The following is a 22,845-nucleotide window of genomic DNA, read 5'->3' as shown; positions in this document are numbered from 1 at the left end:
CTTATTTATCGGCTGTGATGGATCATTGTTCAAGATCTTAAGCACTCATTTATATTCGCTTTTTCAGATATTCGTCTCGCTGCAGCTCAAACACCATGACAGGCTCTGACTTGCCTTTGAGCGTCATCGGGCCAATCGTCCGCAATGGATATGAATCCGCTATGCGACTCGCTGCATTCGGGCCAATTAACAACTGCCCTGGTCCCGCCTTAGACTCCAGCCTTGCCGCAATATTTACCGTGTCCCCAATCGCAGTGTAATCCATGCGCAGCTTTTCAGACCCGACGTTCCCCACTACAGCTTCACCGCTTTCAAGTCCTACCCCAAACCGAACGATAATTCCTGACTCACGCTCTAGCTTTTCTTGCAGTTCACAAGCTTGAACAAGCAGCTCTGCAGCAGCTTCAACGGCTCGTTCTGCATGCTGCTCCATACAATTAGGCGCCCCAAATATAGCCATGACACCATCTCCAAGAAATTTATCCAGTGTACCTTCAAATCGAAATATAGTATCCGTACATAAGTGTAAATACTTATTTAAAATAGCTATCGTCTGCTCCGGAGGAAGCTGCTCCGACAGCGGCGTGAATCCCCTCATATCAATGAACATCACCGTTATGTCCATACGGTTGCCACCAGGTTTAATGGGTACTTGGGATTCTAACAGCTGTTTGACCACCTGTGGAGATACATACCGGCCAAATAAATGTGTGACATGCTTTCTTCCCCTTCGTTCCTCTTCACTTCGCTTGACTGCGGCGATCATGTATCCCAGAATCATACCTATCCAACCGTATAGAAAAGGAATATAGACCGATTTCCATTGGAAGCATACATAACCAAACACGACATAGGCGCCAATCATCAACATGATCATTCCCATTCCGCGAATTCCCCGCAGCATGTGGCCGCTTGCAAAGGCCAGCACTACAGCAAGAAGAATGACCAAGAACGCCGCAACTTTTGGGATCTCTTTATAAAAATGTCCTTCTACTAAGGACTGGATCATGTTGGCATGCACTTCAAGCCCATGCAGAGGCAAAGAACGGCTAATCGGAGTCATGTGCATATCCCCTAAAGATCTAGAGGAAGGTCCGATGATTACGATACAATCTTTGTAATATTCAGGTTCAATATTACCGAACAGTACATCTGCAAGGGATTGTCGGTCATACCCCTCTGTTACAGTTGATTTATCGTCATAAGCTGATGAATAAAAATCAACTGTCACCTGATTCCACCCCTCTGTCGGGATATCCGCTCCTCCACGTTTCCAGCTTTGGCTGCTTTCCTCCCATTCGATGCGCTGATCGACTGGAAGCAGCTCATTAGCCAGCAACACATCAATAGAAGGAATCCAATTTCCTGACTCATCCGGGAGTCCTATAGTCAACTTGCGAATCACACCATCTTTATCCGGCATTACATTGGCGTGCCCTACCTGCTTCGGGTTAACGCGCAGCGTTGCTGCCGGTCTATCAATTCTGGTTATGTTCATTCGATTCGCATAGTCCTGGAGCGGCGGGAAATTGACTTGCAATGGAACATATACTTGCGGCCACTTGTTTATCGTGGCAGCTAACTCTTCATCATCAGATAAGTCAGCAGAGGGTTCTAGCATCAGCAGATCTAGCAATACCGATTTGGCGCCTGCATTCATTAGCTGCTCAATCAATTGAGCATATATAGACCGAGGCCATGGATATGCGCCAAGCTGTTGAATGGAATAATCATCGATTGTGATCAACTTAATACGATCATTCGGTGAGCGTTCCTGCTCTGTTTTGAGTAGGAGTACATCTCGAACAGCATTTTCACCCATTCGAAACAAGCCGCCGTGTCCCATCAAGGTCATCGACAAGCTCAACACAATCGTTATCGTGGTAACTACAACTATAGAAAACGCTTTCTTACGCATCCGCAATTCCTTTCGCTTGCTTATTTAATAAGTATAAGGACATGCTTCTCAGGAACGCATACTTTTACTTTATTCAACATTTGTAATATTCATTGTAAAATGAAAAGGTAATTTGTGCAATTTGATGATGCACATTTCGACGCTTATCCGTATAAAATGTAAAAACCCCGCCATTGGCGGGGTTTTGGTTGGTTGTTCTCTCTCTAAATGTTATCCTCGTATGAATAGCAGATTAGTTGAAAGGCGCATCAGCAATTCTGATGGAATCTGTAGGACATCCGTCAGCTGCGTCTTGCAGATCATCAAACAAATCTTCCGGAATTACTGTAATGCCTTGATTGTTATCTCCATTGAAGATAACTTCTGCCAATCCCTCATCATCATAATCATAGATGTCCGGAGCTGTAGCTCCGCAAGCGCCACATGCGATACATGTGTCTTTATCAACCCAAGTGTATTTTGCCATTGGTTAGTTCCCTCCTGTTATCAGTACAGATCTTCTTGGTTCCTCCGTAATCAATATAATACAAACAGGGGTGAAATTCAAACGATTTCCAAGTTTTATCCAACAAAAATGCTAGACTACATATAGCTTTGACACCCCTGTCACCCATAAATCAAAATGATCGTGACACCAGTCTCAAATGACAAAATTGGGGGTACTATACATGGACTATGACGTTTGATATGTTAACTTATGATTTTTTGTCTCCTTGCTCCCAATCTCTTAGAAAATCAGTTTGCAAAGACGTGCCCCGCCGCCGATGGTTGCGAAGAAGTGAAGACGGGTCTTCTCCTACCATCCCTAACGTAATAAGCGAGCTTTCACCGAACTTATCCCTTATTTTGTCCATTGTTTCATTTAATTTATCCTTCTTAGGCTGCTGTTCATACTCAAATAAATCCAATTGCACGGCCGCTTCCTCTTTGGAAACCAAGTTTTGCCCTGTGATACCGAGCAATCGGATGGGATCGCCTTTGTTCCAGTGCTTCTCATATAGCCACCAAGCTTCTTCCATAAATCTACCAGTATCATCTGATGGCACATCGATGGTTACCGAGCGTGTTATCGTCTTCATATCCGGATTACGTATCGTAAGCTGAATTGTATGTGCCATCAGCGCTTGCTTACGCATGCGCCTCGTCACTTGATCAGCAAGATTAAGCAGCACCCTTCGTACCTCTTCATCAGTTCCAATATCTTGCGGCAGCGTTGTCGTATGACCAATCGATTTGCTCTGTTCCCGTTCAGACTTAACCAATGAATGGTCCAGTCCATTCGCCGCCAGTCTCATTGCATCACCATATACGCCAAAAGTGTGGTGAAGCCGTTCAATGTCCGCATTGGCTAATTCTCCAATCGTACGAATCCCCATCTTGAGCAACTTATCGGCGGTCTTCCGACCGATACCAAACAATTCATGACACGGCAGCGACCATAGCAGCTTCGGAACTTCCCGGATACGCAGCACAGTGATACCATTAGGTTTCTTCATATCCGATGCCATCTTGGCAAGCAGCTTATTGGGAGCTATTCCGATCGAACAGGGAATACTTAGCTCTTCTCGAATCCGCCGCTGTAGTTCTGCGGCAATCTGATGCGGTGTTCCAAATGTCTTGGATCCGGTTATATCCATATAACACTCATCAATAGATACAGCTTCGACAAGGGGAGTATATGAATTGGCGATTTCCAGAAACGCTCGAGAATAACGGCGATATAAATGAAAGTCTGGCTGAATCAGAATAAGCTGTGGGCAAATTCGCTCTGCTTGCCTCACAGTCATACCTGTTCGAATTCCAAGACCCCGCGCTGCATAAGAACAAGTCACAATAATCCCTTTTCTCAGCTCAATACTGCCCGCAACTGCTGTTGGCTTCCCTTTATACGTATCTGGATCTTCTGCTTCATGGACAGAGCAGTAGAATGCATTCATATCCAGATGTAAAATGACTCGGCCTTTGGTCGGATAATATTGACGGACATCTTGATGGTGATCTTCTCTGCCAGAACTCACTTTATTCACCGCCTTCCTTGTTCATTAATGTTTCCCTTTTTATTTTATCGGATTATACGCTTGATGTGCATCTCTTTTCCCGAAATAAACATCATCTGACCTCGTAATACGACATCGTGTGATCGCGTTAATGAAATAAACTCATTACAAAAGCAAGATCGCTCTATACAATCTTAAATCGAATGCTATAATAGGAAAATAATTGTATCCGGTTCATCCTCGCACGAACTGAAGGAGGTTTATCGCATGTCCAAATCTATCGCCATATTCGACACGACCCTTCGGGATGGTACACAGGGCGAAGGCATTAGTCTCTCCGCTGACGACAAAATTAAGATCGCACGCAAACTTGATGCCCTAGGCGTTCACTATATTGAAGGCGGGATTCCAGGCAGCAACGGCAAAGATATAGAGTTTTTTAAGCGTGTTCAATCTTATAATTGGCAGGCCAAGCTAACGGCCTTCGGCAGCACAAGACGTAAAGAGTCACGAGCAGAACAAGACACCGGCTTAAACCGGATAATCGAAGCGCAGGTCCCTGCGGCCACGCTTGTTGGAAAGTCATGGGACTTTCACGTGCACACCGCTTTGCAGACAACACTCGATGAGAATCTAGCTATGATTGCGGACTCCATCGCTTATTTGAAGCAGGCGGGCCTTGAAGTGATGCTTGATGCTGAGCATTTCTTCGACGGCTACAAACACAATCCTGAGTATGCGCTGGCTGTTCTGAAGCAGGCCGAGCAGGCAGGTGTAGACTGGGTCGTGATGTGCGATACAAATGGGGGTACATTACCGAATGAGATCTCTGACATTGTGCATGGCGTGTCACAAACCGTACAGGTAAAGCTTGGCATCCACACGCACAACGACTGTGAATTAGCCGTAGCTAATGCTTTAGCTGCCATTTCAGCAGGAGCACAGCAGGTTCAGGGCACGATCAATGGCTACGGTGAAAGATGCGGCAATGCCAATCTGTGCTCAATTATCCCTACCTTACAGTTAAAGATGGGATATGATTGCCTGCACAACAACAAGCTCCGCGATTTAACAAGCGTGGCACGCTATGTTAGTGAGATTGCAAATGTGCATATGCCTGTTAACCAGCCTTATGTTGGCAATGCTGCTTTTGCTCACAAAGGTGGCATTCATGTATCCGCCATCCTAAAGGATCCCCGTACCTACGAGCACATTCAGCCAGAGCTTGTAGGCAACACACAGCGCGTGCTGATGTCTGAGTTGGCAGGGCAGAGCAATGTCTTATCCAAGGCACAGCAGCTCGGTTATGAACTTGATGCCACGAACCCGGATACACGCTCTATTATGGAGCGTATTAAAGACCTCGAGCATCAGGGCTATCAGTTCGAAGGTGCTGACGCCTCGTTGGAACTTCTGCTGCGGCAAGCAACTGGCGTTGAGCAGGAGGCATTTAAATTTGAATCGTTTAAGATTATTAACGAGAAGTCCCAAGACCGCTCGGTAGGCTCTGAGGCAATCGTGAAGCTTACAATTGATGACGAGACGATATATATGGCAGCTGAAGGCAACGGCCCTGTTAACGCGCTCGATAACGCGCTGCGCAAGGCGTTAGAGCGCCATTATCCATTTATTCATGAGATGCACTTAACGGACTACAAGGTACGTGTGCTGGATGAAAACGACACAACAGCAGCCAAAGTTCGTGTCTTGATTGAATCCACTGATTTCGTGAATACATGGAGTACAGTAGGGGTATCTTCCAATGTGATCGAAGCAAGCTGGGAGGCTCTTGTAGACAGTATTCGTTATGCATTAATCGACAAGGAGAGGCTGTCAACCAGCTCCGAACGCAAAGAACATCATGGCATAGTGAACCACTAATGCCTCTAATACAAACACCGCCTTCGGAGCAAACTTCCGAGGCGGTGTTATTTGTATAGTCCCTGATTATTGATCCTCAATAACTTTTTTTATTGCCTTTTCCATCTCATTGGCAGGTCTCATGCCTACAAATATTTCCCGCACAACGCCATTGCGGTCTATAAGAATGTTCGTTGGGAAAGCAATACCGTTATACTTCTTAAACACTTCACCTTTGGAGTCCGTTAATATGGGGTTAATAAGACTGAACTCATCCACAAACCCCTTTGCATCTGCTAACGAGTCATTAGTGGTCACATTCACAGAATACATGTCCAATTGCTGCTTGTATTTGGCATATAACTTCACCAAATCAGGTGCCTCAGCCTTACATGGACCACACCAGGATGCCCAGAAGTTAATAAACACTGGCTTACTGCGTTTGCCGCCAACTTCATAATTGTCATTCCCCTCTAGACTTGACAACTTAAAGCTAGGCGCCATGTATCCGACACGAGGAGACTCTTGAGTCGAAACAACTGCCGATTGAGCGGAAGCAGAATCGGTGTTCCCCGTTATTCCACTGTTGTTCACTACACCTAATACGATTAGGACAACAGTTAGAATCAATATGCCCGTACTTTTTCTCATACCATCGATGTCCTTTCCATTTTAACAGGTTACCTATTCATTATTTTACCCGTTTTATCACAGAAATACGACTGCCCTTGGCCTCTTATTTACACTTGTATTTATAATGCTTGAGATTAACACAAGAATGACTTATCAAGCCTAAAGAGTGACAGGAGCTATTGATTGACGACTTACTTTAGGACACATATGATTAAAACATATGTGAAGGATGACTAAAGGAGGATATGTATGCGGCAGACTGACATACAAATTAGCGATCGTGCGCATCAGCAATTGCTGGAGCATGCTCTAACAGCTGCCCCTGAGGAGTGCTGTGGCCTCTTGCTGCGCAGCCATGCCAATGCACCATTGGTATACCATACATATGAGGAGCTTACAAATGCAGCGTCGAATCGTACGCATACGTTTCTGCTGGAGCCGAATCAGCTTATTGACCTTGTATATCGGTATCCCAAATCCATGTGGGACATCCTATTTGTACACTCACACCCCTTAACTCCTCCTACCCTGTCAGCCACTGATATCCAGGGACTTGCCTTATCCGCGCGACTCTTTAATGGGATATTTATCGTATCGCTTCAGCATGGAAGCGAGCATCCTAGCTACGCTTGTTACGAGTTATAGAACTGCGACTCAAACAAAGTGCAAAGTCGCCCCACATCAGAGATCCTTAATATTGGCTGAGATACATGTACAATTCACGCAATGTTGTCACCCGCCGTGCCACTGCTTGCTCTACAAATTGTATCCATAATGCCCCCGTTGCCTGTGCATCGTACAATGCATGATGACGTCTCTCGTTCTGGATTCCAAGCAGATTAGTCAATGAATCCAAATCCAACTGCCTTTGCTGCGGATACAACCACCTGGCTACCAACATAGTGTCCAGCATCCGATACTTCCATGACTGCTTATGATAGCGCCATAATGCCGCTCTTAGAAATGCTTTATCATGACCACTCGCGTGTGCAATCAGAATTCGGCCATCAACGAAGCTGCTGAATCTCGTTAAACCTTCGCCTACCGACACCGCACTCACAGCATCAGCATTCCTAATTCCAGTCAATTCTTCGATGAGCGCTGGAATAGGAATACCTGGGTTCACGACCGTATAGAATGCCCCTGCACCAGCTTCATCCGACACCCATTGTGTACCATTAATATGCCAGGCACCAAAAGAAATAATTTCATCTGCATGTGGTTCAAAACCTGTCGTCTCCAGATCAATTACTGCAATTGGCAGCTCTAATAGTGGAATATCAAGTAGTTGGGCACGCCCTTTCATGCCGACTCCTGATTTCTGCTGCTTGGCTAGGGAGCGTTCATAAGCGTATCTAGCTCCCATTGTATGCAGTTCTTGCTGCGTCGTGACGTGAAGCGACTCTACATCAGGCTTATCACTTGCCGGAGGCATAGAGGATGGCGAAGGCCCTGTAATCCTGGTACGCGCGCGCAGACGTTCAAGCCAAGCCGGACCACTTCTTCTTTCATCATTTCTCATTTGTATACCTCCGCTCCAAATGTCTAAGCCATTTCGTTATCGCATGTGAATTTTGTCTAAGTGCCATCTTTCGTGCAGGCGGCAACACAGCGGGATCTACCATGCCAGAACAATTCCACCATCCATCTGCTTGATATCCACCTGCCTGCCACCTGCTCAGCAGCACATCATCCCACCATTGATACACTTCGCTAACAGCTGCTTTAATTGATACATCATCGAGCAGATGTGCTATCGCTATTGCAGTTTGCAGGCGCTCTCTTGTTGCCATCGATCGATTCAGCCTGCCGCTTATCCACATACTACTTCTTGCCAGCTGTGCTATGGGCACATAGGCGCGGTATTTTATATCAAAAAGACCCGCATTTACACCATATCGTTCACAAATCAACTGCCCAAAGGTGTTGTGTGCACGCTTGCGATGAAGCAGGTTGCTTACGATAGCTTTGTTCAATTCATAGCCGTGTTGCTCATGGATCTGTTGAAGGTGTGCACGCCATTGCTGCTCAAGGCACGTCTCACCAAAGCACGTTCTCATATCAAGCGACATCGAAAAGTAACGCATGTTCTCCCAATTCAGATGCTGGGTCCAACATTCTATACGCTGCCGCCATTCTGATATTGAACCACGCCATTCTGCTTCGCTTGCCAACACTTTACCCGAGCAGGGCGGAAATCCAAGACGTGCCAGCAGTTTCGTGTATACACTCCCCCACTTGTCAAAATAGATAGCAGCACCTGCTTGTTGGTCAGCAGGAACATCAGCCCATAACAGACCGTGATCCTGGTCACTCCACGGGGTCATCTCTCTGCGCCCCCCACTGCCAAATAGCACGCAAGCGTAGGCCGCAGGCGGCGAACCGTATCCAACCTGCCGCAGCAAAGTCTCGACTTGCAAAGCCGCAGCCTGATAAAATGCGTCTACAATTAAAGCAACCATCTCATATCGTGCAGTAGCTGAAATTCGACTAGAATCCATCAAAGCACTCTGCTCATTCTGTGCCCCATGGCATTCGCACAAATACTTATCGGTAGGTAAAGGAGGGCTCGAAGTATCGGAATCAGCAACAAGTGGAGAGGTCATCCATTCCGTCCTTACTTGTAACCAGAATTGAATTCGATCTTCAAATAACGTGTAAGGGTTATGCATAATCCGTTCCACCCAAGGCTTGGCTAACTGTTCTCCCTGCGACGGAGCATGATTTTGATTATCAAACATGCAGCACCGCCTTTATGTCATATTATATAACATATGTTTTCGATTATTGATGATTATTATAAGCAAAACCGGTCCATTTTGGCAATTGAAATGTAATATTAGTTTCATACAACCATAAACAATATCATTTTCTTATTTTACGTTATATTATCTGACATAAATAAAAACCATTACGTTTGACTGTATGGTTTGTTATGCAGTATCATAGAATAGAAGTAAGCATTATTACCAAGAAGTATTTACAACTTGAATTATGGTGTGTATATTGGAATCTTTCTTGTTCTATTTGAATTCGTGATCGGTATCACATCCGAAGCCATCCAGATCAGAAAGGTTACATAGCGCACTAGAGTGAATCGAGGTGAGGTAACGATGGGGATACGCAACTTTTTCGTATCGGCGAACTAGCTCGGGTCGCGTCCGTAAGTCAACGCACAATTGATTATTATACTTCAATCGGACTCATACAACCCGCTACACGCACCGATACCAATTATCGGTTATATCCTTACGAAACGATAGAGCGTCTCAATCGTATTAATCAATTAAAGCAAGAGAAGTATTCTTTAGAAGAGATCAAAGAATACTTTAGGCAGCTTAAGCAGATCGCAAGCGAATCAGATCTTGCCAAGCGTCTAACTGACCTGCAGGTTCACCTACAGCAAGTAGAACGTGAGGCCAAGGAACTGAAACCAATGCTCGAACAATTAAAGCCTAAGCAGGCTAAGTCCTTATTCCAACGGATTGGCCCTCAAAGCGCAGCATGTATCGAGGTATTGGTTGCCTTGCTTGATAAGCAGCAGCATTTGCTTTAAAGACTATTTATGAATGGGACACGAAGGAGGCTTCTCAATGTTTTTTCACCCTATGGATTTTTTAATTCTCATCGCGTTTGGCCTGTCCATCTGGGCTCAATTCCGAGTAAAGGGTACATTTACACGCTGGTCTGAGGTACGCGTCATGAGTGGTATGACAGGCTACGACGCTGCACGACGAATGCTGGACTCTAACGGATTGCATGATGTACCTGTTGAGCCTGTTCAAGGAACATTAACAGACCACTATGATCCGATCAAACGAGTCGTTCGTTTGTCGGAACCTGTATACTATGAAAGCTCTATCTCAGCAATATCTGTTGCTTGTCACGAAGTAGGGCACGCCATTCAGCATCAGCATTCCTATCCGATGCTCGTCCTACGTCACCGGATGTTCCCGGTCGTTAACTTTGCATCCGGAGTTGCACCATTTTTGTTAATCGCAGGTTTCTTGTTTAATGCAATGAACCTTGTTGGTGTAGGTATTATCTTTTTCTCCGCAGCCGTTGCTTTCCAGCTCGTTACACTCCCCGTGGAGTTTAATGCCAGCAACCGAGCTCGTGAGTTGATGATTTCGGAAGGCTTTATTACCAACGAAGAAGAACGAGGTGTCGCTAAAGTGTTAAATGCCGCAGCATTAACATATGTTGCTGCAGCGCTCATCTCATTACTTGAACTTATCAAGTACATTATGATCTTCACTAGCAACAGGGATTAAGTCCCTGTACAGCAAGAAGCCCCCAAGCATGTATTGATCATGCTTGGGGGCTTCTTTGTTATTACTGATGTGTGGATGGTTGATTATGCACATTAAAGTATTCCAACAAAAAGCGATGAAACGTCTTTGCCACAAGCGGAAGCTTCTCATCTGCTCGACGAATAAGCCCAATTGTCCTCATGACTTGAGGCTCCGAAATCCGAACTGCAACCGGCTGCAGCTCTGTCATATGTTTTAATGCCATATCAGGCAGCAGACTGACACCCATTCCTGCCGCAACCAAACCACGAATTGTGTCCGTTTCTTCACCTTCAAAACCGATATGGGGAGTAAAACCCGCCTTGATACAAGCATCCCACACTAGCGGACGAAGTGAATAACCTTGACTGAACAGTACAAATGTATCATCTTTAAGCTGCGCTAGACGAATTTCTTCTTGCCCAGCTAGCGGATGCGTAGGAGGAAGGATTGCATACAGTTGCTCCGTTAACACAACTTCACCGTCAACCTGATCACAATCTTCCGGGAAAGGAGAGATAAACGCAAGATCAACCTCTGCTCTAACAATATCCCTAATCAATGAAGGATACATCCCTTGTTTAAAACGAAACTTCACGTTAGGATGAAGCTTGCGGAATGCCGCCACGACAGAAGGAATAAGGTGAACCCCCAGACTGTGCGGGAAGCCAATTCGAATTTCCCCTAATTCAGGGTCCATAAATTCTTGAACTTCCTGTACCGCTCGATCCAGCTCCTTCAGAATGACTTCTGCTCTTTTTAGAAAGAGCTGCCCTACTGGCGTCAGCTGGAGGTTACGACCTTTCTGCAAAAACAATTTAACGCCAAGCTCTTCTTCCAACTGATGAATTTGGCGGCTAACTGCGGATTGTGCCACATGCATCTCTTCCGCAGCCTGTGTGACATGTTCCTTTTGCGCTACTTTGACAAAGTAGTGTAACTGCCTAAGCTCCACGACAATTCAACGCTCCGTTCTGTATTATGCTCCTACTTTTGCATCCAACTGTTCGAAATGCACGCCAATCTACTAATACCACCTTACTTGCGATGAATCCACCGCATTAAGCCGTACACGACAAAACCGGCTGCAAGTCCGCCCAAGTGTGCACTCCAGCTGACATTGCTCATCAGAAACGACTGAATGATGCCTAAACCTAAAATAATATATAACGTCTTGCGTGAAGCTTCATCCAGTGCCCATCGTTGAAATAAAGCAATAAAGAAATACGCACCGTACAGACCGTAAATAGCGCCTGACGCGCCGGCAGACAGCGTCCCCCATTCTGATAACCATACACTCACCGCACTCCCAAGAACACCACTCGCCAGATACAGCACTGCATACTTAAAGCTGCCAAGAGCCTGTTCGATCGGGGGTGCAAAAACATACAAGGCAAACATATTAAACAATAAATGGTCAAAACCGATATGAAGGAACATAGATGTGAACATACGCCATGTCTCATGCACGTACGGTTCTTCTTTCCACATCGCTCCAAATCGGAGAAGCGTCTCTCCGTCCTTCGAACCACCGCTAATCGCTAAAACAATAAACATGATTATGTTCGCCAGCAGTAAGAGCGTTGTCACAGGATACTGCTTCACATAAGTCCGCCATTTCTCATAGCGAATAAAGATCATAACGTCTTTAGCTCCTTTACGTTAACATCGTTCTCACAGGTGTGTGCAACTGATAGCACAGCAACATTGGACAATGTATGATGTCACCCCTTATAATAAAGGGGGTTTACCAAATATTAGCCCCTATCGCAAGGAGGTTTCCGTTAATGACAACAGAACGCACTGGTGTTGCCACACTTAAAGGCAACCCAATTACACTTATCGGCACACAACTACAACCAGGTGATCAAGCGCCAGACTTCCAACTTAACAAGTCGTTAGTGGACACCGTAAGTCTCAATGACTTCACTGGCAAGATCAAATTGATCAGCGTAGTGCCATCAATCGACACTGGAGTATGCGACATGCAGACTCGCCGTTTTAATGAAGAAGCAGCTAAGCTTGGCGATCATGTCGCTGTATTGACAGTCAGCGCAGACTTACCAATGGCCCAAGCACGCTGGTGCGGCTCTGCCGGAGTTGATAAGCTCGTTATGTTGTCCGATTATAAAGACAATAACTTCGGTGCTGCATACGGTGTTCTGATCAAAGAACTTCGCCTTGATATGCGCTCGATTTTCGTATTGGATGCAGACAACAAAGTAACTTATGTTGAATACTTAAGCGAAATGACAGAGCACCCGAACTATGAAGCAGCACTTGAAGCTGTTCGTGGACTTCTGTAAGGAACTACAATACAAAAGCGAGAGAAGGGTTTCGGCTCTCCTCTCGCTTGCCTTATTTCCGAATAATCAGCCCTTAATAACGTTAGCAGACATCTTCTTATCAAGAATCGCGAATAGGTCCAGCACAACGCGATAATTAGCTCCCAGATCCCCCATACCACCACGAGAAGCGGAATAAACATCTACTGCTGTCTTGGCAGGACTAACAGAAATAACAGACACTGTAATATCCATCACACGCCCCATGGCTGTACGCTTCTCCATCGTAATTTCACCTACAGATGGAACTTCATGCAGTATCTTGTACCCTTGAATCTTCTTCAGCGTAGATGTAACCTCTGCCCAAGCCTTGTCTTTCGATAATTGGTAATAATGCGTTTTCAATTTCGGGTCTTTGGCACGGTCACTGCTCGATTCAAAGCTTCGAACAATCCCTACTAGAGTTCTTTTGAGTGACAAAAGCGTGTTCCTCCTTTATTCGACTGCCGTTGCTCACTTATGTATAGTTTATCATTGAAAGCCTATAGAAGGAAAGTGCAAAACCTCACGATCACCAAAATGGTTACGTTATGTGTATTAAAAAAGCCTTCAACATGAACAATGTCCATATTGAAGGCGCTTCATGAAAAGGTAACCCGCTAATGCCGTTCGGCTTTAATGTTTCTGAACCTGCTCTAGCAGGTGGGTGTCCGCAAAGGCGCCTTTGACTACTCTAACAAGAGAGCTTGTCAGTAACGACTCAATATTGAACTCCCGGGAAACAAACATTGGTTCAAAACAACGAAAACCGTGACGCACATCGCAGGATGTTCCTTTATTATAGTGTTCTTTTCGACAAAAGTAAACCCAAAGCCAGGTCGAAATTATTTCAACTCATCTTTAATCGTGCCTTCTTCGGCCGCTTCCTCTTCATCCTTCGCGTTCAGCTTTTCTTGCTGATCCTGCATCTTCTGATACGTTGTGTAGAAGTTAAAGAATGCGTAATAAGCGATAATGGAGCCCGCGAAGAAAATAAAGATAACGGGCCACTTCATGCCAAAGTACAACAGCATCCCACTTACAACAGCAGTTAGCACAACTCTTACTGGACGGAACAACGTCAGTAAGATACTGTTCTTTAATATCTGGAACGTCTTCATATGGTAATGTGAAACCATCGAGAAGAAGTTAAATAACGACACAAACAATACAATCAACAAACCTAACATCACATAGCCAACTACTTGCAGCGTTTGGAGCTGGGTCATGTAGACAGTATAGTCAATATACATAATAACAAACAACAATGTATAGAAGAAACCACCAATCATCGCTTGCTTGTAATTATCTTTGTAGGACTTAAAGAACGTTTTTACAAGCTTAGCATCCGTGTCCCCCATTACCCATTTACGTGCCACAGAGAACATTGCAGCGGTTGCAGGGAACAATGTAAACGGTGCCGCAATTCCCATCATCCAATTCATCTGCAGCGATTCATTGGCCAGATTGCTCTGCAATACTAACAACTTCGTTACCATAAAAAAGAAAAACGGGGACGAACAAAGCAACCACAATATGTTCGTTACCGAGAATCGCATGATCCATTCGGATATGCGGTAAAACCCACCCATTATCCCACGATATTCCAAAACAAACTCCTCCTCCTACACATCCTGTCCCTTTAACTATAATACAAACGCGAAGTGTAAGCCAGTGCCTAATTTAACACAATTGGGTTATGGTCTAAGCCGAATAAACGTCTAGACCATATGATGTATCGTGTTAGATGAGTTTAGATTTAAGGAGGTTACAATATGAGTCAAGTCGGTTTTGGTGGCGGGTATGGCGGCGGTTGCGGTGGAGGTCTGTTTACTTCCGCAGGTTCTATCCTCGTACTTTTTATTTTACTTGTTATCATAAGCCGTTCCATTTTGTACTAAATGGATAACTTTGCGGCACCCCTCTGGGGAGTCGCAGTTCAAAGGAGAAGGCAACTCGCCTTCTCCTTTGAATTATCAGGCTAGATTCGTATGCCCTGTTATGCCGATACCATATGATTAGTATTAGCATCAAATGAGCTAACTACATCTTTTAAGTCCCCCATAAACTCAAGCTTTAATGCTTGACAATGCCTAAAATCATCCGGAGTAACCATCTCAGCTTCTTTACTCATTAAACGCAAACCGCACTCCTGAAATAACGCAGCAATAAATTGTGAACAAAAATACGCATTTTTGCGGGCGATCGGAATTCTCAAAGCAATTCCCAGCAAGCCCAGAAAATTATATTTATAATGATGCTCATTTCGTTCTATATCTTGAATACGACTGCGAAATCGATTGTACACCTCAAGACTCACCGTACAGCTATACAATGCGCATCTAGTCCGGCGTGACTGCGAACGAATAAGATCACCCATGACACGTTCACGCACAAATCCGCCAACAAAAGGATTCACCGGGTCTTTACGACCAAAGCTGAATACCTCATTTAACGATTCATCCAAGGCTACGGAGGCATGATTCATGGGATGCCTGGTATACATCTTAATCACCTGCGAGAACAAAGTCCCAGTATCAGTTAACAGCACATAAATACGTTTTTGTTCCAATGTTCGTCCACCAACTTGTCGTCAATAATTAATATTATTGTAAATGAATAAGACAGCTTCAGATACAATCTTAAGACGTAAATGGTTCTCGACCATAGTCGGGGAAGCAGTGCTGTTATATTGTACTTTATGCGCATTTGCGTACATATGTACTGCTGCGAAACAAATAAAAAAGACAGCTCCCGAAGGAACTGCCTATTTCATTTGAAATATTATTCAGAATCAGGCGTGCGACGCGGCTCACGATTCTCATATGGACGACGTGGACGACGATCTCCGCTTCCACTGCGATCGCTGCTGCTGCGTTCGCCACCACGGTCACTCCACTCACGACGTCCACCGTTGTCACGGCTTCCGCCAGAACCGCCACCGTAGCCTCCACGGTTGTTGTTATCGCGGCTGCCGTAGCCTCCACGGTAACCACCACCACCGCCACTGTTGCCTTGACGACGGTCTCCATCGCCACGTGGAGCACTGGAGCGTCCACGTCCGTATGGAGCGGATACTTTACGACCGCTAGTGCGAACATCAGGCTTGCGACGTTTCGCACGAATCGGATCTTCCGGTGTTAATTGAACTTGAACGTCCTTCTTCTCACCTGTCAACAACTTGAATGCTGCTGAAAGAAGCTGTACGGAATCATATTGCTCAAGCAATTGAATTGTAATTGCTTTGTATTCGTTAATCTCTCCAGCTTGAAGCACTTCAAGCAAACGCTCACCAACGATACGTTGCTTACCTTCAATCGCTTCTGCCAAGCTAGGCATCGGCTTACGGGAGATACGATGACGTGTAACACGCTCAATAAAGTGCATATGATCGATCTCACGTGGAGTTACGAAGGACCATGCGCTACCTTCTTTACCAGCACGACCTGTACGGCCGATACGGTGTACATAAGATTCTGGATCTTGTGGCAAGTCAAAGTTAATAACATGTGTAACGCCAGATACGTCAAGACCACGTGCAGCAACGTCTGTCGCTACTAGTACATCAATGCTGCCGTCACGGAATTTGCGCATAACCGCATCACGTTGGTTCTGAGACAAGTCACCATGGAGACCATCTGCAGAATAACCACGTTTCTGCAACGCCTCTGCTAATTCATCGACACGACGCTTCGTACGACCGAATACGATCGCAAGCTCTGGAGATTCCATATCAAGCAAGCGGCTTAATGCGTCAAACTTATTCCGTTCGTTAACTTCAATATAAGATTGCTCGATAAGCGGAGCACTGATCTGCTTAGGCATAACGGACACATGCTCTGGGTTCGTCAAGAAAGTGTTAGCCAACTTCTGGATGTTAGGTGGCATTGTTGCGGAGAACAACATCGTTTGACGATTGTCTGGTACAAGCTTCAGAATGGAAGTAATATCTTCCATGAAGCCCATGTCCAGCATTTCATCTGCTTCATCCAATACTACAGTGTTTACATCATTAAGACGAATGGTCTTACGGTTGATGTGGTCAAGAAGACGACCAGGTGTACCGATAATGATCTGAGGGTTTTTCTTAAGGGCACGGATCTGACGTCCGATATCCTGTCCGCCATAGATCGGCAAAGAGCGGATGCCTTTAAAGCGGGACAATTTACTAATTTCTTCAGCAACTTGAATCGCAAGCTCACGTGTTGGTGTCATAATCAATGCAACTACGCGGTTCTCTTCTGGTTGGATCTTCTGGATAAGCGGAATACCAAAGGCGGCCGTCTTACCTGTACCCGTTTGCGCTTGTCCAATCATATCACTACCGGTCATCGCTATAGGTATTGCTTTTTCCTGAATTGGAGTCGACTCTTCAAACCCTAATTCTGTGATTGCTTGTAGAACTTTCGTTTCCAAGCCAAATTCTGCAAATGTCTTCAAAATTATTCAAGCTCCTTCATTGTGGACAATCCACAGCCATATCTGTATTCTTAAGTAGCGTGATCAATTGGTGACGAATGGCACATCGGGCCGGCCGTCTCATCATATACAATGCGAGGTGGAATACGGAATCGTTTCCCCCGCTAGTTCGTTCATGTGTACATTTCAGAAAAAAAAGCATACTCAAGAATATCCAACACATTATAACACAATCATAACGAGGAATACCAGTAAGGAACTCATTATTCCTACATTTTGGGGTGAAATGGTTTGAAAAGACTGCTCGAATGCTTCGTAATCATTATTGGAGGCGCACTTATTGCTTCTGCTTTTAACCTGTTTCTCGTTCCGCACCACTTCTTGAGTGGGGGCGTATCCGGTGTATCCATGATTACAAGTTATTTTACAAAATGGAATATCAGCATCCTTTATTTCGCATTTAATGTGCCGTTGATCATCTGGGGATGGTTCATTCTTGGACGACGGTTTGTTACATATAGCATGCTAAGCGTAGTATCGACTACTTTGTTCATCTCCATCATACCTGTTGTATCCATCTCCAAAGAACCGCTGCTTGCTGCTGTATTTGGAGGTACATTTGTTGGGATCGGAAGCGGATTGTCACTCCGAGTAGGAGGATCGTCAGGCGGTTTCGACATCATAGGTGCTATCGTTACCAAATTTCATGACTTTCCAATTAGCACCGTATCGGTATCCCTGAATGCAATGGTTATCCTCACCCATGGCATGCTAACGCAAAGCTGGGAATTAGCACTGTACTCCATGGTTTCGATTTTCACTACAGGTAAAGTGATGGACACCATTTATATTAACCACTATAAGGTCACTGTATATATCATTACAGGCAACAAAGATTTACTATTGGAGAAAATGTTAAGCCTGCCTCATGGTATTACCGTCATTAAAACACGCGGCGCATTTTCTGAAATTGAGCGAGACATGTTGATGACCGTGACAACGCGGTATGAATTACAGGATCTGAAGCGCGTTATTAAAGAGGCTGATCCTAAAGCTTTTGTGAATATTGTAGAAACGGTTGGGATTATGGGTAACTTCCGAAGACCTAAACATACTTAGATTACTTACATAAGTATTATTACCACACACATAAGAGCTGCCTGTTACGTCACCATTAATGACGACTAGGCAGTTCTTTTTTTATACTTCCATTTAATAATACAGCAAATCGTTAATGCCTAGATCATTCCCCATACAACTTTGTTCTCATAGTTCTCATAGAGGTATGAGCACTTAAATGCTTCCCATCTCGTCCGAATGAACGGAACTTATCATAATTTAATAGAAAAGCCGTTCCCTGCCTACAACAGGAAACGGCTTGCTTATTTATATGGAATGTAATACGAATCAACTACTGAGACAGGCGTGTCGCAAGCTCATACAATTCCATATTAAACTCTTTCTTTGTATTAACAACAAGATCAATGTCGGTTGCAACCAATTGACCGTTAATGATACCACAGCCTTTGCCAGAGATACCTTCCATCAAGCTTCGTACAGCAAAGTCGCCCAAGCGGCTTGCCAAAATACGGTCAGCCGGTGTCGGCGCGCCGCCACGTTGAATGTGGCCTAGTACCGTAACACGTGGTTCAATCGAAGGTACACGTTCGATGATGCCGTTGCAAATATCTTCACCTTTGCCCACGCCCTCTGCAACAAGTACAATGCTATGGCGTTTGCCGCAATCGAAGTTGTACTTCATACGTTGAGACACCTCGTCAATGCTGAACGGCACTTCTGGCACAAGGATTGATTCAGCACCACTGGCAAGACCCGCATACAATGCGATGTCGCCACAATGACGACCCATAACCTCGACAACAGAAGAACGCTCGTGAGAGCTCATCGTATCACGAAGCTTGTTAACTGCGTCTACAACTACACTTACGGCCGTATCAAAGCCGATCGTAAAGTCTGTAAACGAAATATCATTGTCAATTGTGCCTGGAAGTCCCATTGTTTTGATACCAAGTTTGCTTAATTTGTTGGCACCTTGATAAGAACCATCACCACCGATAACGATAAGTCCATCAATACCATGAGAGCGAAGAATCTCTGCACCCTTCTCCTGACCTTCCGCTGTGCGGAACTCTTGGCAACGTGCTGATTGTAGAATTGTACCTCCGCGCTGAATGATATCCCCTACGCTGCGAATGTCCATTTGTCTAATATCATTGTTAAGCAAACCTTGGTAGCCCCGCTGAACCCCATATACCTCGATACCGTGGTACAAAGCGGTACGCACAACAGCGCGAATAGCAGCGTTCATCCCTTGAGAGTCTCCCCCGCTCGTAAGAACGGCAATTTTTTTAACAGCAGACATGATGTTTCCTCCCTCGTATCCTCTAGTCTAATACATATGTTTGCGAATCCAGCGACTGTTGATCCAGAAGAAAAGCCTCATTAAAGGACTACCCTTCATCAGCCGCTTGGAAACGTTAAGCACTTCTTTTTGTTCGCGCACTTTCGGATCGGACAAATAAAGAGCAAGCAGCCCTTCTATGATCATCCGATGGAATCGTGGATTTTCAAGCTGTTCCACACGCTCAATTGCGGTGTTCGCGAAATACTCAATGCGACGGATAACAGCGTCATTATTCTCGTAATAATTGCAGAAATTCAAATCTCCCCCGATACGGTCCTCTTCTTGATCAATTAAATAATCAAGTAAAATGTGAAGACCATTTACATAAGGAAAATAAGCGCTGCGAATCAACCGGGCTTGTCCTTCATCTGCATCTTCATTCACTGCCACTGCAAACAGTTGGAACATCCCCAACGTCGAACCTGTAGCAGCCGCAAACTCATTCCATTCAATCTCGGCATAACGGGACGCATATGGCTCCCACCAGTTCAGCAGGGCTGCCTCCCGATCATTACGATGGATATGCTTGTATATTTGCAATTCGGTGTACATACGAACAAGCGGAACAAGTTCATGACGTACAGATTCATAACCTGGTAATTGAGAAATGCAAGTTCGGCACTGCTTGACTAATGCGTGTAAATATCCACCGTCATCTTGTTCCTCACGCAGCGCATAATAATCAGCCAACTGCCCTTCAGGCTGAACGGCATCCAGCATCGATTGATGCAGTAGTCTAAAGTCCTCCGGGTCAAGAGAGGTGCTGCGATCACACAAATTGTCCAAATAATCGCTGATCGTCTGAAATGCTACAATAAGCGGAATCAACACCTGACGCTGATTCATATAAGGAGCAGCATACACAGCGCCACCTTCGCAATGGAATTGCTTGGTCGCGATGCTTGCCAATGCTTGTCTCTTCAATTCATCATCGGGAATCGAATGGGCGTGCTGCGTCCATCTGGCAAGCTCGGACCGAACTTCCGGCAATATGTATTTATATACGCGGTACATTAATCGAACAGGTTCTTGTGGCGCACCTTTTCGATACTGCCTCTGACGGTCCAATGACAGCCTCCGTTCTACACGCTATTCGTGGTTGTGTTGATGTTCTCATTTTAGCCAAAAACTATTATATTACGAAGTGACAGATTGCACAAACGTTCTATTCAATGGTGCATTTTGACATCTACGTCCTGCTGTGTGCGATACCACAAATGCAGATCGGTAATCATGCTGGCATGCTCCGCAATCTCGCTATTCAGTTGGCAGGACTGTGCAAAGTCATCCTCATCGTATAACGCTTCTTGCTTCGCAACAATAATACGTTCCAATTGCTTGATACGTTCTGGAATTCGCCCGCGAATCCCTTCCCATTGAGACAAGATCTGACTCTGCGCTTCGATGTCCAGTGACTCCCAAGGACAATGCAGCAAAGGCGTATGAATACCCAAGCGTTCATTCCATACAAAGTGTTCATTATCCATACCTCTAATGCTCCCCTCTAACACAGCAAGATCCATACGGCCTTTTATATTTCATATCCATATCGTAAATTCATACAGCCATCCAACAACATTCGTCCCGCTATTCCATCTTTCAGAACCATGTTATACTAAACCATATTTTATATATGAAATACGACTAATCTCATACCATATTATTCTTATACCTGCATCACCGTATCTCGTATTTACAAGTGTGAGCGAGGTTGGAAGGAGTTATGCATCATGACCAGTCAGCATCGTCGAGAGACAACCGCTCTGCGCGCCTATTCATTCGCAATCTTTATGACATCTGCGGTAATTATCTCGTACATGCCCTTGTACTTTAAGTCTCTTGGGTTCTCAAGCACCCAGATCGGCTTTCTGTATTCGTTAGGTCCACTTATTAGTATTGTATCAAACTTTATGTGGGGCGTCACAAGCGACCGCATGCAGACAATTAAAAAAGTTCTTCTCATTCTGTTAGCTGCACAGACCGCTATGACCCTGCTGCTTGGATTGGCTTCCTCTTATGGTGCTGTGATTGTTCTGCTGTGTGCGTTTAACTTTTTCTTTTATCCGATATATCCCTTGACGGATAGCTTATCCATAGTAACCACACAAATGCAAGGACGCAGCTTCATTGGTATTCGAGTGTTCGGATCAATTGGCTTTGCAGTATCTGCACTCGTATTTGGCTTTCTGATTGGCAAGCTGGGCGCATCCTATACGATATATGTCGTGTTCGGGCTAAGCCTGCTCTCGCTTGCATTGGCCTTTACAGTTGCTGATAAGCGCGCCTCCGTCAAGAAGATGGAGTTCGGTGGCTTATGGAACATTTTGAAGCAGCGCGAGGTCATGATGTTTCTGTTGTGTGCCCTGCTGCTGGCAGTTGCACATCGATTAAATGAAGCTTTTCTTGGCTTATCTATTGTGATGTTGGGCGGGAGCGAGTCATTGGTCGGATATGCCTGGATGATATCTGCAGTCAGCGAGATCCCGATGTTCTTTCTACTTAATGCTTATGGTGAGCGTTTCAAAGAACTGCCTTTGTTAGCGTTATCAGCAGTATTATACGTCATTCGCCTGCTGCTGGCGGGACTAATTCAGAATCCATTGTGGTTGATGAGCACTCAATTGCTGCATAGTATTACGTTTGCAATCTTTTACTTTGTAGCTGTGCGATATTTGAACCGAGTTATTCCTGAGGAATATCGAGCAACAGGCATGGCCATTTATACAATAGTATGGTCAAGCTTGGCAGGACTGCTCAGTGGCACAATCGGAGGTCCTTTGCTTCAATCTTATGGTAAAGACATCGTCTATTTTGTGGCTGCCTGTTTTGCTGCAAGCGCGTGTGTCGGATTCACCCTTCTTACTTGGTATTCCGCACGAAGCAATCGAGGCTTGCATAGCAGACCTTAGCTGCTGTTAATTACCCAGCTTATATGTTCGCAGCTAAGCTATTGCATAGAACCAATTGCATTTTTATG

23 protein-coding genes and 1 other RNA gene are annotated in these 22,845 nt (G+C 45.0%); 8 read left to right on the top strand and 16 right to left on the bottom strand.

What is annotated here, in order from left to right; all coding sequences use genetic code 11:
• Positions 1–49: 49 nt before the first annotated feature.
• The 3 genes from QP775_RS16790 to QP775_RS16780 all read right to left on the bottom strand — a co-directional run bounded on the left by QP775_RS16790 (position 50) and on the right by QP775_RS16780 (position 3,855).
• Positions 50–1,918 (bottom strand): CHASE2 domain-containing protein, encoded by a 1,869-nt coding sequence (locus QP775_RS16790; protein WP_285107716.1) that lies wholly within the window; start codon positions 1,916–1,918, stop codon positions 50–52.
• A 232-nt stretch (positions 1,919–2,150) separates the two neighbouring features.
• The gene (locus tag QP775_RS16785; protein WP_239326639.1) at positions 2,151–2,384 is read right to left on the bottom strand and encodes a ferredoxin; all 234 of its coding nucleotides are present in this window, start codon (positions 2,382–2,384) and stop codon (positions 2,151–2,153) included.
• Positions 2,385–2,613: 229 nt separating this feature from the next.
• A complete protein-coding gene (locus tag QP775_RS16780) occupies positions 2,614–3,855 on the bottom strand; it encodes a DNA polymerase IV (protein WP_483312025.1) in 1,242 nt (413 codons plus the stop codon).
• A gap of 327 nt (positions 3,856–4,182) precedes the next feature.
• On the opposite strand from QP775_RS16780, the gene cimA reads away from it, so the two are divergent.
• Positions 4,183–5,796: a citramalate synthase gene (gene cimA / locus QP775_RS16775; RefSeq protein WP_239326637.1), complete on the top strand. Its 1,614-nt coding sequence runs from the start codon at positions 4,183–4,185 to the stop codon at positions 5,794–5,796.
• A gap of 66 nt (positions 5,797–5,862) precedes the next feature.
• On the opposite strand, the gene QP775_RS16770 is transcribed toward cimA, so the two are convergent.
• Positions 5,863–6,426 carry a TlpA family protein disulfide reductase gene (locus QP775_RS16770; RefSeq protein ID WP_239326635.1) on the bottom strand — a complete coding sequence of 188 codons (564 nt, stop codon included), beginning with the start codon at positions 6,424–6,426 and terminating at the stop codon, positions 5,863–5,865.
• Positions 6,427–6,657: 231 nt separating this feature from the next.
• Here QP775_RS16770 and QP775_RS16765 point away from each other — a divergent pair, with 231 nt between their 5' ends.
• Positions 6,658–7,053: a M67 family metallopeptidase gene (locus QP775_RS16765; protein ID WP_285107712.1), complete on the top strand. Its 396-nt coding sequence runs from the start codon at positions 6,658–6,660 to the stop codon at positions 7,051–7,053.
• Between the two features lie 46 nt (positions 7,054–7,099).
• Here the strand turns inward: QP775_RS16765 and QP775_RS16760 are convergent, their stop codons facing one another.
• Together QP775_RS16760 and QP775_RS16755 are read right to left on the bottom strand one after the other, a co-directional pair.
• Positions 7,100–7,930 (bottom strand): exonuclease domain-containing protein, encoded by an 831-nt coding sequence (locus tag QP775_RS16760; protein WP_285107710.1) that lies wholly within the window; start codon positions 7,928–7,930, stop codon positions 7,100–7,102.
• Positions 7,920–9,149: a DUF294 nucleotidyltransferase-like domain-containing protein gene (locus QP775_RS16755; RefSeq protein WP_285107708.1), complete on the bottom strand. Its 1,230-nt coding sequence runs from the start codon at positions 9,147–9,149 to the stop codon at positions 7,920–7,922. The genes QP775_RS16760 and QP775_RS16755 overlap by 11 nt, the downstream gene beginning before the upstream one ends.
• Positions 9,150–9,544: 395 nt before the next feature.
• Between QP775_RS16755 and QP775_RS16750 the strand changes: the two genes are divergently transcribed.
• Together QP775_RS16750 and QP775_RS16745 are read left to right on the top strand one after the other, a co-directional pair.
• On the top strand, positions 9,545–9,964 hold the full coding sequence (locus QP775_RS16750; RefSeq protein ID WP_239327719.1) for a MerR family transcriptional regulator: 420 nt from the start codon (positions 9,545–9,547) through the stop codon (positions 9,962–9,964).
• Positions 9,965–10,001: 37 nt separating this feature from the next.
• Positions 10,002–10,682 carry a zinc metallopeptidase gene (locus tag QP775_RS16745; RefSeq protein WP_239326627.1) on the top strand — a complete coding sequence of 227 codons (681 nt, stop codon included), beginning with the start codon at positions 10,002–10,004 and terminating at the stop codon, positions 10,680–10,682.
• A gap of 61 nt (positions 10,683–10,743) precedes the next feature.
• Here the strand turns inward: QP775_RS16745 and gltC are convergent, their stop codons facing one another.
• Both gltC and QP775_RS16735 read right to left on the bottom strand, forming a co-directional pair.
• A complete protein-coding gene (gene gltC / locus QP775_RS16740) occupies positions 10,744–11,655 on the bottom strand; it encodes a glutamate biosynthesis transcriptional regulator GltC (RefSeq protein ID WP_285107705.1) in 912 nt (303 codons plus the stop codon).
• Between the two features lie 83 nt (positions 11,656–11,738).
• Positions 11,739–12,341, bottom strand: a complete 603-nt coding sequence (locus QP775_RS16735; protein ID WP_239326623.1) for a rhomboid family intramembrane serine protease — start codon at positions 12,339–12,341, stop codon at positions 11,739–11,741.
• Between the two features lie 146 nt (positions 12,342–12,487).
• On the opposite strand from QP775_RS16735, the gene tpx reads away from it, so the two are divergent.
• Positions 12,488–13,006: a thiol peroxidase gene (gene tpx, locus QP775_RS16730; RefSeq protein WP_239326621.1), complete on the top strand. Its 519-nt coding sequence runs from the start codon at positions 12,488–12,490 to the stop codon at positions 13,004–13,006.
• A 66-nt stretch (positions 13,007–13,072) separates the two neighbouring features.
• Here tpx and QP775_RS16725 read toward each other — a convergent pair whose 3' ends face one another.
• The 3 genes from QP775_RS16725 to QP775_RS16715 all read right to left on the bottom strand — a co-directional run bounded on the left by QP775_RS16725 (position 13,073) and on the right by QP775_RS16715 (position 14,634).
• Entirely contained in the window at positions 13,073–13,465 is a 393-nt protein-coding gene (locus QP775_RS16725) for a DUF1499 domain-containing protein (RefSeq protein WP_028546341.1), read from the bottom strand.
• Positions 13,466–13,634: 169 nt separating this feature from the next.
• A non-coding RNA gene (ssrS, locus tag QP775_RS16720) (6S RNA) lies at positions 13,635–13,817 on the bottom strand.
• Between the two features lie 52 nt (positions 13,818–13,869).
• Positions 13,870–14,634 (bottom strand): YesL family protein, encoded by a 765-nt coding sequence (locus tag QP775_RS16715; RefSeq protein WP_239326619.1) that lies wholly within the window; start codon positions 14,632–14,634, stop codon positions 13,870–13,872.
• A gap of 165 nt (positions 14,635–14,799) precedes the next feature.
• Between QP775_RS16715 and QP775_RS16710 the strand changes: the two genes are divergently transcribed.
• Positions 14,800–14,925: a sporulation protein YjcZ gene (locus QP775_RS16710; protein ID WP_239326617.1), complete on the top strand. Its 126-nt coding sequence runs from the start codon at positions 14,800–14,802 to the stop codon at positions 14,923–14,925.
• 98 nt (positions 14,926–15,023) lie between these two features.
• Here QP775_RS16710 and QP775_RS16705 read toward each other — a convergent pair whose 3' ends face one another.
• Together QP775_RS16705 and cshA are read right to left on the bottom strand one after the other, a co-directional pair.
• Positions 15,024–15,596: a hypothetical protein gene (locus QP775_RS16705; RefSeq protein ID WP_239326615.1), complete on the bottom strand. Its 573-nt coding sequence runs from the start codon at positions 15,594–15,596 to the stop codon at positions 15,024–15,026.
• A gap of 212 nt (positions 15,597–15,808) precedes the next feature.
• Entirely contained in the window at positions 15,809–17,464 is a 1,656-nt protein-coding gene (cshA, locus tag QP775_RS16700; RefSeq protein ID WP_239326613.1) for a degradosome RNA helicase CshA, read from the bottom strand.
• Positions 17,465–17,734: 270 nt separating this feature from the next.
• On the opposite strand from cshA, the gene QP775_RS16695 reads away from it, so the two are divergent.
• Positions 17,735–18,562: a YitT family protein gene (locus QP775_RS16695; RefSeq protein ID WP_239326611.1), complete on the top strand. Its 828-nt coding sequence runs from the start codon at positions 17,735–17,737 to the stop codon at positions 18,560–18,562.
• 292 nt (positions 18,563–18,854) lie between these two features.
• Here the strand turns inward: QP775_RS16695 and pfkA are convergent, their stop codons facing one another.
• From pfkA to QP775_RS16680, 3 genes are all read right to left on the bottom strand, one after another.
• A complete protein-coding gene (gene pfkA / locus QP775_RS16690; protein ID WP_239326609.1) occupies positions 18,855–19,826 on the bottom strand; it encodes a 6-phosphofructokinase in 972 nt (323 codons plus the stop codon).
• Positions 19,827–19,853: 27 nt separating this feature from the next.
• Positions 19,854–20,936, bottom strand: a complete 1,083-nt coding sequence (locus tag QP775_RS16685) for a tetraprenyl-beta-curcumene synthase family protein (RefSeq protein WP_481857214.1) — start codon at positions 20,934–20,936, stop codon at positions 19,854–19,856.
• Positions 20,937–21,037: 101 nt separating this feature from the next.
• The gene (locus QP775_RS16680) at positions 21,038–21,355 is read right to left on the bottom strand and encodes a hypothetical protein (protein WP_239326607.1); all 318 of its coding nucleotides are present in this window, start codon (positions 21,353–21,355) and stop codon (positions 21,038–21,040) included.
• A gap of 243 nt (positions 21,356–21,598) precedes the next feature.
• On the opposite strand from QP775_RS16680, the gene QP775_RS16675 reads away from it, so the two are divergent.
• The gene (locus QP775_RS16675) at positions 21,599–22,777 is read left to right on the top strand and encodes an MFS transporter (RefSeq protein WP_285107697.1); all 1,179 of its coding nucleotides are present in this window, start codon (positions 21,599–21,601) and stop codon (positions 22,775–22,777) included.
• The last annotated feature ends 68 nt before the right edge of the window (positions 22,778–22,845 follow it).

Origin of the sequence: Paenibacillus sp. UMB4589-SE434 (assembly GCF_030226685.1) — a bacterium.
Lineage (GTDB): Bacteria > Bacillota > Bacilli > Paenibacillales > Paenibacillaceae > Paenibacillus_B.
Note: the sequence above shows the minus strand (reverse complement) of the source record. Positions and strands in the feature narration are given on the sequence as shown.